Here is a 14,468-nt window from a genome sequence, read left to right as displayed (position 1 = left end):
CGAGTAAAGCGAAGGGACCCGCTTAGGCGAGTCCCTTCATTTTATTCTTGTCCCAGAAAAGCGTACAGTTCGCCTAGCGTCTTCACGTCTTGACGGCTGCGGACATCGTCCATCAACGCGAGCCATAACTTGGCCGTCATGAGCGAATCTTGCAGAGAGTGATGACGCCCGGCGTTGTCCAATCCGTAATAATGAAGCCAATCGTCCAACGTCGAGCCTTGGCGTTCGGGATACAGTTTGGAGGCAACGATCATCGTGTCGAGCACCCGATGCTGCGACATGACCCGGGACGTCTTCCATAGGGCGGCGTTAATAAAACGTTTGTCGTGGCCGCTGCCGTGCGCGATGAGCACCCGGTTTCGCACGAAATCGAGAAATTTGCCGAGCGCTTCGATCAGGCCGGGCGCTTGACTTGCCAACTCGTTCGTTATCGATGTCAATTGCTCGACATGCGGAGGAATGACTCGATTCGGATTCACCAAACTGTAAAATAGCTCGTTCTCGGCGCACCTATCGCCGTATAGCGCCACTGCACCGATCGAAATAATCTCGTCGCCTTGCTGCGGCGCAAAGCCCGTCGTCTCCAGATCGAAAACGACGGCCTGCAGTTCCGAAAGAGATACATGATCCATATTGTACCGCGCCTGGTCTTTCATAAGCGACCGGATATATGCAATCTGCTGCGCGCTTTCCAGATCGAAGATCGAGGCGAAGGCCGGGGTTAGCCCGCCTTTGCGGTACAGCTTCCATATTTCCGAGGCCGATCCCCACGTCCTCATGTCGATCCGGCTCCTTTTTCCCGACTTTTATACTCGGCAAGAACGCGCTGCTGCAGCCATTTCGCTTCATGCACGCATGTTCTGATGTGATGCCGCACTTCCTTGGACAGACGGTCGGCGGCGATAATGCCGCTCGATTGCCAGCAGCCTTCCGGCGTGTGCGCCTTTGACGTCATGTTTCTTAAATGCAGGCAAACGGCGAAGATTTCCCGGAGCTTCTCGGCCTCATGCCCGGCGAATACGCCGGCTTGATGCAATAGGCCGATTCGTTCCATCGTCGATGCGGCGGCCATTCCGTGCATCATGCTTAGAAAGCGGATGCCGTTAATAAACGGAATATAAATGGCGTATTTGATTTCGATTCCGCCCGCATTCTCGCCGTAAGGAACTTTGACGAGATTGCCGAACAGGCCGAGAACCGGCTGGTGCCGCATCGAATTGCGAAGCATGGCGGCGATAACCGGCTTATGATCTTTCAGCGTGTCGTGAAAACGCCGCATTGCCTTGCCGGCCAATTCCGTATGTCCCGCTATCGGGCGCATATCCGCGCAAATCAACAAGTAGCGCACATGTTCCCAAGCGGGATTCGCGAACCAAACCTGCCATTTATGAAGCAACTCCGATATCGGTAAGCTCCATTCCCGATTGCCGCAGACGACATGGCCGGGGCATGGCGGGTAACCGATCGATTGCAATGCAAACTGGATTTCCGTCCCTAACCTCCGGAAGTAGTCGGCGGCTTCCTCCTCCCGGCCCGGCTGCGGATCGTCGTACAGGATGCCGTTATCTTGATCGCTCGCATAGCATTGTTCCCCGCGTCCGCCGCTTCCGAACAGAACAAACGTATAAGCGCATGGAGCAATTCGTCCTTGAAGCTCCAACTCCGTCTCGGCGAGCCGAACCGCCCGGCTGATGAGACGATCTTGAATTTCGTTCCATTGCGCATGAAATGCATAACCTTCCGGCCCGTTGCGATTGACGCTTACCGTAAGCATGGCCGTTAGCGATTTTCTTAACTGGCTAAGCTGCTCAAGATCGGGAGCCGCATCGATAATTGGGTTAAGAAGTTGTAGCGGCGGCAATGGCATGACACCCCTCCTGCTACATGTTTTGCTGAGCATGTTTCATCTGTTCCGGGTATCCGTATTCGCCGTGCTCGCTCAAATCGAGGCCGACAATTTCTTGTTCCTCATGAACGCGAAGGCCGGATATGTTCTTGATTGCGAATAAAATAAGGAACGAAACGGCAAACGCAAAACCGCCGGCGGCAATGACGCCGTATATTTGCACCCATAGTTGGTCGAAGCTTCCCGTCGCGATCAAGCCGCCTTTGCCGACGCCGACCTTTTCCGCCAATTCGCTCGTTGCGAAAATACCGTTGGCCAGCGTCCCCCAAATTCCTGCCATCCCGTGGACGGATAAAGCGAAGATCGGATCGTCGATTCTCCATTTCTCGAACATTTTGGCGCTGAAGAAGACGATCGCGCCTGCGATAAGGCCGATCACGATCGCCGCCCAAGGATCGACAAACGCGCAAGACGCGGTGATCGCGACCAATCCGGCCAAAGTACCGTTTAACAGTGTGGGGATATCCGCTTTCCCGTTCCACATCCAACTGACGGCGAGTGCGGCAACGGCGCCGGCGCCGGTTGCAAGCTGGGTGTTCATTGCCACGAATCCGAAGAATCCGTCGCCGACGGAGAGTGTGCTTCCCGCATTAAACCCGAACCAGCCGACCCACAGAATGAGAACGCCCAAAGTCGTATATACTTGGTTATGCCCTTTGATCTCATTGGGCGAACCGTCTTTGTTGAATTTTCCGATACGAGGCCTTAATAAAATCGTGCCTGCGAGCGCGGCCATCGCTCCCGTCAAATGGACGACTGTCGAACCGGCGAAATCTTGTTTGCCGTGTTCCGCAAGCCAGCCCCCGCCCCAGATCCAATGCGCAATAACCGGGTAGACGATAGCTGTGAACAATACGGTAAAGATGAGATACACGGAAAGCTTCGCCCGCTCGGCAAATCCGCCCCATGCGATCGACAGGGAGATGGCCGCGAAGGCCAGTTGGAACGTAAAGAAAACGGTTGGCGGAAGTCCGTCCGCCGCTTGCGAGTTGAAGAAGAAGTCTCCCCAACCGATGAAGAGGTTGCCGCTTTCTCCGAAGATCAAGCCGTAACCGACGGCCCAGTATATCAAGCTGCAAAGCCCAACCGTGAAAATCGTTTTCCCTGCTACATGGCCCGCGTTCTTCATCCGCGTCGAGCCCGATTCAAGAAGAATGAATCCCCCTTGCATAAAAAGGACCAGAATCGCCGATATCATGACCCAAAGGGCATCCAGCCCGATGCTGACCGCTTGCACGCTCGTTTCTTCCGCCGCGGACGCGCGTCCCGAACCAATTGGAAACAACCCGATGAAACCGAGAGCCGTTCCGACGGCGAGTGCATGTTTTGCTAAAAATCGTTTTTTCATTCTCTTCATCTCCCTGTCAGACAATCTAACATTAAATTTATAATTTAGAGAGATTATAAAGGTGATTAAAACGAATTTCACTTAAAATGTTAGATAATTTGACAAAATTATGACGTAACAAGATGGGGTCAAACCTCTATAGTAGATGAAAAGAGAGCGGGAGGGACTGAGAAGTGCGGGGAAAAAAACCGGCCGCATCAACATGCGATGCAGCCGTCATTCCATATGATGCGCATAGATCGAATCGTTCAACTTGTTCGTGAGAGGCTCTAACTGCTTCAATTCCTTTAAATTGCCGAGCATGCCCCGCAATATCGCTTTGCGCGGTTTAAGCTCCATTAGTTCTTGTTCCAGAATATGCAGCGTTTGATACGCTAATTCAAATTGCTCCAGCTCAAGCGGCAAACTTTCCAAATTGTCTTTCATATACTTGACGATGACGAGCGGATGGGGTTTATCCGTTTTTTGCAAATATTGTTGATAAGCGTTCCATACGTTGGTCGAGACAAGCGGAGCCGGCGTCTCCCGCAGCAATCCGACCACGATGTAATCCATTTGCCGCACGATGAACCGGGCTGTCTTGGTTAGATCGAGAGGGATTTGTTCCTTATAGATAAGCCGCAGATAAGGCATCATCAAACCGTTTAAGAGGAGGGCGCAATCGGTTGCGTACGGTTTCAATTCTTCCCCGTATACGGCGCACAACGTTTTCTCCGCCCATTCCAGCGTCTCGAATTTGATTTCGCGCATGTAAGCATGAACCGCTTTGTTGGCGATATGGGATTTGTCTTGATCCTGCATCGCGTAGAAGTCGTGGAAATCGATAAATTGATGAAGCATCGCTTCCAATTGCGCGATAAATTTATCTTTTGCGCTAATGTGGGCGTCCCGTTCGATCAGAAGGATGCGTTCTTTGATTTGTTGAAAATAAAACTTGAAGATGCTGAGAAGCAGCTCATCTTTCGACCGGAAGTGCAAATACATGCTGCCCTTGGATATTCCGGTTATTTCCGCGATTTCCTGCATGGAAGTGAGATGAAAGCCTTTTGTCGAAAACAGTTTCGCGGCCGTCGTCAAAATTTGTTTTTTCTGATCCGTTATTTTATCGCTCAAACGCATTCACCCGCCTTTCAACGATTTGTCGATACACTGTCCGAATTGGTTGACAAAGATTATATAACAAACCGCCCTATAAGAAAAGATTTTTTGCCGGATTTACGGGGATTTTAGCCAAGCGCTCCGCTTTGTGAATAACCGTATTGCCGATTCCCCACACTATAACCGATCGCAACAATAAACCGCCAAACGCCCGGAAGCGGTAAAAGGCATAAAATTACCAGCCGTTCTTTACCGTAACAACTTGTATTGCAGTACCATCCGTTTTAGAATATTTTTGTAAGGATATTGCTGCTTTAAGCGCGTTCCTTTGTTTCATTCTAAGGGGGGGTCACTGATTTATGGACACTGACCTATATGGAAAGTGTAAAATTATGATTTTAACGGCGAGTTACGGAGAAGGGCACAATCAAGCCGCGGGCGCGTTGCGGCAACAATTCGTGCGACAAGGCGTCCGCTCGGTGCAGGTGTTGGATTTGCTTGCCGAAGCCCACCCTTTCTTAAATTCAGCCATCAAGTACGTATACTTGAAGAGCAGCATGCTGTCAACGACGGGACTGGATTATTACGGTTGGAGTTATTATGCGACAAGAAATATGACGTCGGAAAATCGTTTGATTAAGCCCGTTTTTTCGCTCGGGGCGAGGAAATTGAAGGAATTGATCTCGACGGAACGTCCCGACGCCATTATTAGCACGTTCCCGCATTTGGACGTATCGGAAATTTGCCGTTATGTCGGCGCGGTCGTGCCGACATTTACCGTTCTAACCGATTTCGCTTTGCATAACCGCTGGATTTTGTCCAAGAACGATAAGTTTTACGTTGCGACGGACGAATTGCGCGACAAGATGATCGAGCAGGGCATACCGGCCGATCAAGTGAAGACGAGCGGGATTCCGATCCGGCATTCTTTTTACGAAACGCAAAATATAGAAGAAATTAGACGAAAATACGATTTGAATCCGAATATGCGTACGACGCTTGTTCTGGCCGGGGCTTACGGCGTCATGCAGTTCACGGAACGGATCGTACGGAAGCTGGCAGCGATCCCGGGCAATCAAGTCGTTGTCGTTTGCGGGAAAAACGAACGGCTGAAAACCAATTTGACGGCTTCTCTTCAAGGAGAACCGCGGATAAAGCTGCTGGGCTATGTGGAAAATATGCATGAGTTAATGGCGGTCGCGGATTGCGCCGTAACGAAAGCGGGCGGAATCACGTTGTCGGAAGCGATCCAAATGAATATGCCTCCGCTTATTTTCAAGCCGTTCCCCGGCCAGGAAAGGGAGAATGCCAAATATTTGGCGGGGAAAGGAGCGGCCATCGTCTCCAACGATTTTGAACGGTTCACGTTGCAAGCGACGGCGCTGCTGTCCGATCCGGAACAAATGCGGCGAATGAAGCAGCGGCTTGCCGAATTGGCATCGGATCGCGCTTCCGAATGCATTGTGACCGACGTATTGCATACGATTCGCTCGAAGATGACGTTGCAGCACTAAGCGCGGGCAGGCGTTCAATCCATCAGGCGGTGACATCTTGGAAACGTATTTGATTCCGATAAGAACGGCATTTCTTTTCTTTCCCATCGTTGCAATGATGTTGTTAATCCCGTTTTTGATTTTTCAATACCGGAAATACGGTTATGTGAACTATATCAGATCATTTATTTTATATTCGCTTTTATTGTACGGAATGACCGCGTTTTTTCTTGTCGTGCTTCCGCTGCCGCAAACGTCCGATACGTGCCGGGCTTACGGCCCGGACGCTTCGTTTGCGCAACTGGTTCCGTTCGAGTTCGTCCGCGATTTTCTGCGGGAAACGAACGTTTCATGGGCCAGGCCTGACACGTACTTATCCGTTTTGAGGGAACGGGCCTTTCTGCAAGCGGCGTATAATTTTATTTTGCTGCTGCCTTTGGGCGTCTATTTGCGCTATTATTTCCGCCGGCAATGGATCTCGACCGTCCTCATTACGTTTGGCGTGTCGCTCTTCTTCGAAGTAACGCAGCGGACGGGAATTTACGGAATATATCCGTGCCCCTACCGAATATTCGACGTCGACGATCTCATGTTGAATACGGCCGGAGGCGCCGTCGGATATTGGGTCGCGCCGATGTTTACCTTTTTTATGCCCCGCTCGGACAAGCTGGATGCGCACGTGGATTTATCCGCAATGAAAGTCGGTTTGATCCGCCGATTTATCGCCTTTGGGGTCGATTGGTTTCTCATTGCGGCCGTGATGCGGCTGTTGGATCCGGCCTATCGCCGTTCTCCCGGCGTTAGATCGTACTTGTTGTGGAATTTCTACGATCATCCGGGCGGAATCGTGCTGGCCGTCTTGTTGTATTTTATCGTCCTTCCGTATGTCACGAAAGGGATGACGTTTGGCAAATGGCTGCTGCGCATCCGTCTGGTCGGCCGGAGCGCGCGCGTCGGCATCGGCGAGCTGGCTGTGCGATACGGGATCTTGTATTACGGGGTTGGCGGAATCTTCTACTTGCTGGCCGTCGGGTTCGATTACAACCGGGGGAACCCGATCGTATCCTTGATGTTTGCAGGATTGTCGTTTGTTCTGTTCTTCATCGCGGCGATTCATGCGGCGCTGCACTTTTTCGGGAAAGATAAAAGGCTGTTTTACGAAAAAATAAGCAAAACGGGCCATATTATCGAGCAGAAATCGGCGGCAGACGGCGATCGATAGAGGGAGAGTCCCGCAAACGCAGAGGCGTCGTTGCGGGACTTTTTGGCGATCCGCTGAGCTTCCGTCTCGTGAACACAACCTTGCAACGCTAATGTCGGAATGCGGACAGAGGAACCCTTATTTGGCAAAAATGCGCCCTTTTCGGCAAGCCGGAGGACAGAAGGATTACTGCGTTTCAAGCCGATGATTGCCGATAGGGATAAGCGAAAGTGAACGGACTTTGGAGGTCCTATTCTACCCAATAACGCTGTTTTGGCGAAGTTAGCGGATTTTGAGGGCTCTATTTTGTCGAAACTTCACAAAAATGAGGATTCTCAGGCCAATCGCGCCTTGTTAACGGTTCGAAAATCCGTTACCTTCAAAAAATCGACTTGATTTTGAGAAATAAGACCTTGGAAATCCGTTATATTTTCGTGGCACACATCCCGGAAGATGGTGATTGCAACGCTAATGTCGCAACCGCGGACAGAGGAACCCTTATTTGGAAAAAACGCGCCCTTTTCGGTAAGTTGGAGGACAGAGAAGCCGTTATCTGTGACAAATCGTCTTTTTTGGGCATGTTCTGGGGCGAATAACGGAACGTGTGTCCATCAATCACTGAAAAAACGCTCATTTAGCCAATTTAACGGATTCTGGGTCCGCCAAATCGCATGAAGACGCAGCTTTACGCATGAACCGTTTGCAACGCGGACAGGGGGGCCCTGGCGTTGCATTCGCTTTTCAAACAAACCCGAGCGAATGCGTCCATGAGAGCAGCCGTCCCAGCACGCCGCGCAGCGAACGCTCGAGCCAGGTGAGCGCCGGCACGTCTTCGGCGGCGACGAGGTCGATCGTTTGCGTCTGGCCGCGGTATGAGAACGTCGCAACCCCGATCCGGTCCCCTTTCGCTACCGGAGCCATTAAGGGCGCGTCTGCCGTTGCTTGAACTTCCAGATGATAGGAAGGTTCAGAGGCATAAAGATTGCCGATAAAGGCGGCATCCGATGCGGCTGCAATGCGAACTTCGCCTTTCTTGCCTAAACGAACGGGGAAATCGCGCATTTCCGTTACCCCGGCCCCCGCCTCCGCCAGCTTGACGACGCCGAATTGGCTGAACCCGTAGTCGAGCAGTTCCTTCGTCTTTTCAAATCTGAGCCGCATGGAATCGGTGCCCATCACGACGCTGACCAGGCGAATGCCGTCGCGCACGGCCGTCCCCGTAAAACAATGCCCCGCCGCCTGGATGTAGCCGGTCTTCAAGCCGTCCATCCCGCGATAGGCAAATTCAAGATGAGACAGATTCGCCGCCTCCCCGCCCGCCGCGCCGCCGATGGCGGAGCCGGACAGATAATCTTCAAGCATCCAGTTCGAATTCGTCAAAGGCTTCTCGTCCGTATCGCGCAGCTTCCAGTTGGTCATTCTCGTCGTTTCCAGCACTTCCGGATAATCCTGAATGAGGTGAAGCGCGAGCAGCGCCGTATCGCGTGCGGTCAGCATCGTTTCGCCTGCGAGCGTTAACGGAGCGTTGGCGCCAAGGTCGTAGCGCTGCAAGCCGGTGGCATTAATGAAATAAGCCGACTCGGACAATCCGAGCTCCTTCGCTTTCGCGTTCATCATATAGGCGAAATTTTCCTCCGAGCCTCCGACATGTTCCGCGAGCATGACGGCGGCGTCGTTGGCCGACGCCAGCATAAGCGCTTTGGCCAAATCCCGCACCGAATAACTCTCCCCTTCCCGAATATGCGCCTGCGAGCCGATCACATCCGCGGCATATTTGCTGGCGGTCACCATGTCGTCCCAACCGATCCATCCTTGCTTGATCGCGTCCAGCACGACGTAATACGTCATCATTTTGGCCATGCTGGCCGGCGGGCGCGGTTCGTCGGCTTGATACTCGTACAGCGTTTCGCCCGTCCCGGCGTCGAAGAGAATAGCGGCCTTTACCCCGTCCAACGCAAAGCTGGGGGCTTCCGCTGCGCGGGCCTGCGCGCCAAGGGAGAATGTCGGCAAGGTAAGAATGATTAAGATCAATAGACGAATCGGAAAAAGACGTGTTTTACTCCGTGAAGCCAACTTCATTGCATCCGTACACCCCTGACCGTGAATTGGACTTTATTTCACATGAAACCTCTATATATTTACTATACAGGAAAACGCTTAAAAAATGTATTCAAAAGAAAACAAACATGTGTTAGTATAAAATAAACATAAACAAAAGCAAAGGAATATTTTCAAACATTTTCAGATTGTTTCATTTTATTTGGGAGAAGAGGGTGTGCAATGCGGGTTTCCTTATTTATTACATGTTTGGCGGATCAGATGTACCCTCATGTCGGGGAGAGCGTCGTCCGCGTGCTGCACCGGTTCGGATGCGAGGTCGATTTTCCCGAAACGCAAACCTGCTGCGGCCAGCCGGCGTTTAACAGCGGCTATCAGAACGAGGCGCGGGAAGTGGCGCGCAATTTGATTCGCGCGTTCGAACATAGCGATTATGTCGTTTCCCCATCGGGCTCATGCACGGGGATGATTGCCCATTACTATCCGGACCTGTTTCGGCGAGAGCCGGAGTGGGCGGAGAAGGCGCGGCGGCTTGTAGAGAAGACGTATGAATTTACGCAATTTCTGGTTCATGTGCTTGGCGTGAAGGACGTAGGGGCGGAGTTCGGCCATAAAGTCACCTATCATCCGTCTTGCCACGCTTCGCGGCTGCTCGGCGTGAAGGAGGAACCGATAGAGCTGCTCGGGCGCGTGCGGGGGCTGGAACTGGCGGATCTCCCCCGCAAGGAAGATTGCTGCGGGTTCGGAGGTACGTTCGCGGTCAAGATGGCCGATATGTCGGAAGCGATGGTATGCGAGAAAGCGGCCAATATATGCGAAACGGGCGCGGAAGTGCTGGTCGGGACGGATATGGGCTGCCTAATGAATATAGAAGGACGGCTGAACAAAGAAGGGAAGCCGATCCGGGTCATGCATTTGGCCCAATTGCTGGAGGAAGGGATGGATCGCCATGGCAAACAATAACGCGGATCCGATCGGGACCGGTCTGAAGGAGCGAACCGAGCGGGCGTTGTCGGACGAGTTCCTGCGCAAGGCGGTCGCCTATACGACCGATAAATTGCGGAACGGCCGGATGAGTGCGAAAGAGGAGCTTGGCCAATGGGAAGTTTGGCGGGAACGGGGAAAGGCGATCCGGAAGCACACGATCGAGCATCTCGACTATTATTTGGGCCAATTCGCCGCGAATGTGGCGAAGGCGGGCGGACATGTTCACTTTTGCCAAACGGGAAACGAAGCGGTCCGCACCGTGCTGGATATCGCCGGCCGGCATGAAGCGAAGCTGATCGCCAAGGGGAAATCGATGGTCTCGGAAGAAATCCATCTGAACCATCGTCTGGAGGAGATCGGGATCGAAGCGGTTGAAACCGATCTCGGCGAATATATATTGCAGTTGGCCAAGGAAACGCCCTCCCACTTGATTATTCCGGCCATTCACAAAAACAAGCGGCAAATTGCCGACTTGTTCTCCGAGCACGCGGGAGAACGGTTGGAGCCGGAAACGAAGCAATTGGCCGCTTATGCGAAACGGAAGCTGAGGGATATATTTCTGAAGGCGGATATCGGGATGACCGGCTGCAATTTCGGCATCGCCGAATCGGGGACGGTAACGCTCGTCGAGAACGAAGGCAACGGGCGCATGGTGACGACGCTGCCGAAGGTGCATATCGTCGTTATGGGCATGGAACGGCTCGTTCCGACGTTCGAAGACGTGGAAGCGATGCTGAATTTGCTCGCCCGCAGCGCCAACGGGCAGAAGCTGACGGTGTACAATTCGTTTATTACCGGTCCGCGCCGGGAAGAAGACCTGGACGGTCCGGAGGAGCTGCATGTCATCGTGCTGGATAACGGGCGTTCCGCGCAGTTGGGGGAACCGTTGTACCAGGAAGTGCTGCATTGCATCCGCTGCGCCGCCTGCCTTAACGTGTGCCCGGTATACCGCCATGTCGGCGGGCATGCGTACGGCTCGGTGTACAGCGGGCCGATCGGCGCGGTGTTGACGCCGTTAATTCAGCAGGATATGGAGGAAGCGGGACAGCTCGCTTACGCCTCCAGCCTATGCGGGGCATGCTATGAAGCTTGTCCGGTCAAAATTCCGCTGCACGACATGCTCGTGCATTTGCGGCACGAACGGGTAAAGCGGAAGCTGACGCCGCTGGGCGAACGGCTCGCATTCAAGGGATTCCGCCGGATGTTCGGCAGCTCCAAGGCATACCGGGTGGCGACGCGTTCCGCCTATTGGCTGCAGCAGCCCTTTGTCCATAACGGGCAGATTCGGAAAGGGCCGGGGCCGCTTGCCGGCTGGACGCAGTCGCGCTATTTGCCGATGAAGCCGAAGCGCTCGTTCCGCGAGCGGTGGGCGGACCTGCAGCGGGAATTGCGGCAAACGCCGCAGACGGAAAACGGCGGGGGAAGTGCCGAAGGAGGCGAGGCGAAATGACGAGACAAGGGACGATTACGGGGCAAGAGGCGTTTCTGCGCAACATTGCGTCCCGGCTTGGCCGGGCGAAACCGGCGGATCGGGCGCCGGAACGGACGGAGATCGGCGTGCCCGATCATTATCGGCAGATCGAACGGAGCAGGCCGGAGCAGGTCGGGTTGTTCGTCGACCAATGGACCGCGCTCGGCGGCAGAGTATGGATTGTTCCAAGGGAGCAGGCGCAGACGGGAATCGAGGCGATACTGCGCGACTTAAAGGAGGAATTCGGGTGGCAACGGGCGATCCGTTTCGACGATGAGAAGCTGGATGCGCTGCGAATCGACGGCTGCTTGGCCGCGCAGCAGGTTCGAGTGATTCCCTGGAAGGCCGGCGAGACGCTCATTCAGGATGCGGAGCGATGCGACGTCGGCATCGTATGGGCCGATTATGCGATTGCCAATACGGGCACGCTGGCGGTGCTGGCCCGCGGAGGGAGGGGCAGATCGGTAAGCTTGCTGCCGGATTGCATGCTCGCCGTATTTCGCGCCGATCAGTTGGTGACGCGCATGGGTGAAATGTTCGCGGGCATTAGAGCCGGGCATCCGGGAATGGAAGATTTGCCGTCCTCGATCAATTTGATTACCGGGCCGAGCCGGAGCGCGGACATCGAGAACGATTTGACGATCGGCGTGCATGGGCCGGGCAAGGTGTTTGCCGTTATCATCGATTAGCAGTTTATCGAAACAAAAACAAATAAATATATTCAAAAATAAACAAAGATGATATAATGCGAAACAAACGGATAAATAACCACATTATTTGGAGGATGAAACGATGGTACACAGTTTATGGGAGAAGGAAAAAGCGCAAGGGCTGCCGCAAGGCTTGGAAGAGCTCGTATACCGCTCGAATCTCATCGGAACGGACCGCCGCGTATGCAACTGGGGAGGCGGCAATACGTCGATGAAGACGATCGAGAAAGATTTCCGCGGCCGCGACGTGGAAGTGATGTGGGTGAAGGGAAGCGGCTCGGACCTGGCTACGATGAAAGCGGGAAATTTTACCGGGCTTCGAATGGAAGACATTCGTCCGTTGATCGAACGCGAGGAAATGTCCGACGAGGATATGGTCGCTTACCTCGCGAATTGCATGATCGACAGCAAGCATCCGCGCGCCTCGATCGAGACGCTGCTGCACGCCTTCCTGCCGTTCAAGCACGTGGATCATACGCATCCGGACGCAATCATCAGCTTATGCTGCGCCGATAACGGGAAGGAAATCGCCAAGGAAATATACGGCGACCGTTTCGTATGGGTGCCGTACGTTCGCCCTGGCTTTGCTTTATCGAAAATGATCGCCGAAGGCGTGCGGAACAATCCGAAGGCCGAGCTTGTGCTGATGGAGAAACATGGATTGGTCGCTTGGGGCGACACGGCGGAGGCTTGCTATCTGAAGACGATCGCCATTATTAATGAAGCGGAGGCCTATATTGAAGCGCGCGTGAACGAAAGGGCGATGTTCGGCGGCGCGAAATACGCATCGCTTCCGGCGGAAGAGCGCCGGGCGGCGCTTGCGCAAGTGATGCCTATCATTCGCGGCGCGGTAAGCGACGGCAAGAAAATGATTCTAACCTACGACGATGCGGACGATGTTCTGGCTTTCGTCAATAGCCGGGATGCGCGCGAGTTGTCCCAAGTCGGCGCGGCTTGCCCGGATCATCTCGTTCATACGAAAATGGTGCCGCTCTATATTGACTGGAACCCGCAAGATGAAGATGCTGCCGCCCTGGCCGAGAAAATCAAAACGGGCATCGCGGATTTTAAAGAGGAGTATCAACAATATTTCGAACGCAACAAGCAGGAAGGGGATGTCATGTTCGAAGCGGCGCCGCGCGTCATCCTCATTCCGGGGATCGGCATGGTGAACACCGGCAAAAGCTGGGCGATGTCGCGAGTGAGCGGCGCGTTGTATCACCGGGCGATTGCCGTGATGCGCGGCGCGACGGCGCTCGGCAAGTTCGTGTCGCTAAGCGAGAACGAATCGTATAATGTAGAATACTGGCCGCTGGAGCTGTATAAATTGACGCTTGTGCCGGCGGAAGCGGAGTTTTCCCGTCAAGTCGCCTTCATTACCGGCGGAGCGGGCGGCATCGGCAGCGCCACGGCAAGACAGCTCGTCAAGGAAGGCGCGCATGTCGTGCTCGCGGACTTGAATTTGGAGGGAGCCGAGAACGTAGCGGCCGATATTAACGCACAGTATGGCGACAATCGGGCCATCGCCGTGAAGATGGACGTTACGAACGAAGAAATGGTCGTCGCGGCATTGAACGAAACGGCTTTGGCCTACGGCGGCGTCGACATTCTCGTGAATAACGCCGGACTGGCGACTTCCAGCCCGTTCGAGGAAACGTCGCTGAAGGAATGGAATTTGAACATGAACGTGCTCGGTACGGGATATTTCCTCGTGGCGCGCGAAGCGTTCAAGCAAATGAAGGCGCAAGCGATCGGCGGCAATATGGTGTTCATCGGGTCCAAGAACTCGATCTACGCCGGCAAGAACGCGAGCGCATACAGCGCCGCCAAAGCGCTTGAGGCTCATCTGGCGCGCTGCATCGCGGCCGAAGGAGGACCGATCGGCATTCGCGTCAATACGGTGCTGCCGGATGCGATTCTGCAAGGCTCGGCCATCTGGAATTCGAATTGGCGCAACGAACGAGCGGCCGCCTACGGGATCGAGCCGGATCAACTGGAGGAATATTATCGCAAGCGTACGACACTCCTCGTTAACGTATACCCGCAGGATATCGCCGAAGCGGTAGCCTTCTTCGCTTCCTCCAAATCGGCGAAGACGACAGGATGCATGCTGACGGTAGACGGCGGCGTTCCGGCCGCATTTACAAGATAGATTAGGTTCCAAGATTTACGGCTTTTCCATAAATGACGGGTTGG

At 53.9% G+C, this 14,468-nt stretch carries 11 protein-coding genes; 6 read left to right on the top strand and 5 right to left on the bottom strand.

Translation table 11 applies throughout. From position 1 onward, the window contains the following. Positions 1 to 41 precede the first annotated feature (41 nt). The 4 genes from LQ229_RS03315 to LQ229_RS03300 all read right to left on the bottom strand — a co-directional run bounded on the left by LQ229_RS03315 (position 42) and on the right by LQ229_RS03300 (position 4,367). Positions 42 to 779 (bottom strand): exonuclease domain-containing protein, encoded by a 738-nt coding sequence (locus LQ229_RS03315; protein WP_216537736.1) that lies wholly within the window; start codon positions 777 to 779, stop codon positions 42 to 44. Continuing rightward, positions 776 to 1,867 carry a DUF294 nucleotidyltransferase-like domain-containing protein gene (locus LQ229_RS03310; RefSeq protein ID WP_230190954.1) on the bottom strand — a complete coding sequence of 364 codons (1,092 nt, stop codon included), beginning with the start codon at positions 1,865 to 1,867 and terminating at the stop codon, positions 776 to 778. The genes LQ229_RS03315 and LQ229_RS03310 overlap by 4 nt, the downstream gene beginning before the upstream one ends. Before the next feature lie 13 nt (positions 1,868 to 1,880). Next, positions 1,881 to 3,254, bottom strand: a complete 1,374-nt coding sequence (locus tag LQ229_RS03305) for an ammonium transporter (RefSeq protein ID WP_216537734.1) — start codon at positions 3,252 to 3,254, stop codon at positions 1,881 to 1,883. A gap of 216 nt (positions 3,255 to 3,470) precedes the next feature. Then, on the bottom strand, positions 3,471 to 4,367 hold the full coding sequence (locus LQ229_RS03300; protein ID WP_216537733.1) for a TetR/AcrR family transcriptional regulator: 897 nt from the start codon (positions 4,365 to 4,367) through the stop codon (positions 3,471 to 3,473). 377 nt (positions 4,368 to 4,744) lie between these two features. On the opposite strand from LQ229_RS03300, the gene LQ229_RS03295 reads away from it, so the two are divergent. After that, positions 4,745 to 5,866, top strand: a complete 1,122-nt coding sequence (locus LQ229_RS03295) for a glycosyltransferase (protein WP_230190953.1) — start codon at positions 4,745 to 4,747, stop codon at positions 5,864 to 5,866. Between the two features lie 94 nt (positions 5,867 to 5,960). Beyond that, a complete protein-coding gene (locus LQ229_RS03290) occupies positions 5,961 to 7,067 on the top strand; it encodes a VanZ family protein (RefSeq protein ID WP_230190952.1) in 1,107 nt (368 codons plus the stop codon). A 720-nt stretch (positions 7,068 to 7,787) separates the two neighbouring features. On the opposite strand, the gene LQ229_RS03285 is transcribed toward LQ229_RS03290, so the two are convergent. Beyond that, positions 7,788 to 9,125: a D-alanyl-D-alanine carboxypeptidase family protein gene (locus LQ229_RS03285; RefSeq protein WP_216537730.1), complete on the bottom strand. Its 1,338-nt coding sequence runs from the start codon at positions 9,123 to 9,125 to the stop codon at positions 7,788 to 7,790. Between the two features lie 201 nt (positions 9,126 to 9,326). Here LQ229_RS03285 and LQ229_RS03280 point away from each other — a divergent pair, with 201 nt between their 5' ends. The 4 genes from LQ229_RS03280 to LQ229_RS03265 all read left to right on the top strand — a co-directional run bounded on the left by LQ229_RS03280 (position 9,327) and on the right by LQ229_RS03265 (position 14,424). Further along, complete coding sequence (locus tag LQ229_RS03280) at positions 9,327 to 10,067, top strand: (Fe-S)-binding protein (protein ID WP_230190951.1); 741 nt, start codon at positions 9,327 to 9,329, stop codon at positions 10,065 to 10,067. Continuing rightward, positions 10,054 to 11,541: a LutB/LldF family L-lactate oxidation iron-sulfur protein gene (locus LQ229_RS03275; protein ID WP_230190950.1), complete on the top strand. Its 1,488-nt coding sequence runs from the start codon at positions 10,054 to 10,056 to the stop codon at positions 11,539 to 11,541. The genes LQ229_RS03280 and LQ229_RS03275 overlap by 14 nt, the downstream gene beginning before the upstream one ends. After that, entirely contained in the window at positions 11,538 to 12,251 is a 714-nt protein-coding gene (locus LQ229_RS03270; RefSeq protein ID WP_230190949.1) for a lactate utilization protein C, read from the top strand. The genes LQ229_RS03275 and LQ229_RS03270 overlap by 4 nt, the downstream gene beginning before the upstream one ends. A gap of 103 nt (positions 12,252 to 12,354) precedes the next feature. Then, on the top strand, positions 12,355 to 14,424 hold the full coding sequence (locus tag LQ229_RS03265) for a bifunctional aldolase/short-chain dehydrogenase (RefSeq protein WP_230190948.1): 2,070 nt from the start codon (positions 12,355 to 12,357) through the stop codon (positions 14,422 to 14,424). The last annotated feature ends 44 nt before the right edge of the window (positions 14,425 to 14,468 follow it).

The sequence above is a fragment of the Paenibacillus sp. CECT 9249 genome (genome assembly GCF_918697855.1).
GTDB lineage: Bacteria > Bacillota > Bacilli > Paenibacillales > Paenibacillaceae > MSJ-34.
Note: the sequence above shows the minus strand (reverse complement) of the source record. Positions and strands in the feature narration are given on the sequence as shown.

Bases quoted from the DNA above. Each gene is read 5' to 3' on its own strand.
- LQ229_RS03315 (WP_216537736.1), bottom strand. From the start codon at position 779: ATGAGGACGTGGGGATCGGCCTCGGAAATATGGAAGCTGTACCGCAAA.
- LQ229_RS03310 (WP_230190954.1), bottom strand. From the start codon at position 1,867: ATGCCATTGCCGCCGCTACAACTTCTTAACCCAATTATCGATGCGGCT.
- LQ229_RS03305 (WP_216537734.1), bottom strand. From the start codon at position 3,254: ATGAAAAAACGATTTTTAGCAAAACATGCACTCGCCGTCGGAACGGCT.
- LQ229_RS03295 (WP_230190953.1), top strand. From the start codon at position 4,745: ATGATTTTAACGGCGAGTTACGGAGAAGGGCACAATCAAGCCGCGGGC.
- LQ229_RS03290 (WP_230190952.1), top strand. From the start codon at position 5,961: ATGATGTTGTTAATCCCGTTTTTGATTTTTCAATACCGGAAATACGGT.
- LQ229_RS03285 (WP_216537730.1), bottom strand. From the start codon at position 9,125: ATGAAGTTGGCTTCACGGAGTAAAACACGTCTTTTTCCGATTCGTCTA.
- LQ229_RS03280 (WP_230190951.1), top strand. From the start codon at position 9,327: ATGCGGGTTTCCTTATTTATTACATGTTTGGCGGATCAGATGTACCCT.
- LQ229_RS03275 (WP_230190950.1), top strand. From the start codon at position 10,054: ATGGCAAACAATAACGCGGATCCGATCGGGACCGGTCTGAAGGAGCGA.
- LQ229_RS03270 (WP_230190949.1), top strand. From the start codon at position 11,538: ATGACGAGACAAGGGACGATTACGGGGCAAGAGGCGTTTCTGCGCAAC.
- LQ229_RS03265 (WP_230190948.1), top strand. From the start codon at position 12,355: ATGGTACACAGTTTATGGGAGAAGGAAAAAGCGCAAGGGCTGCCGCAA.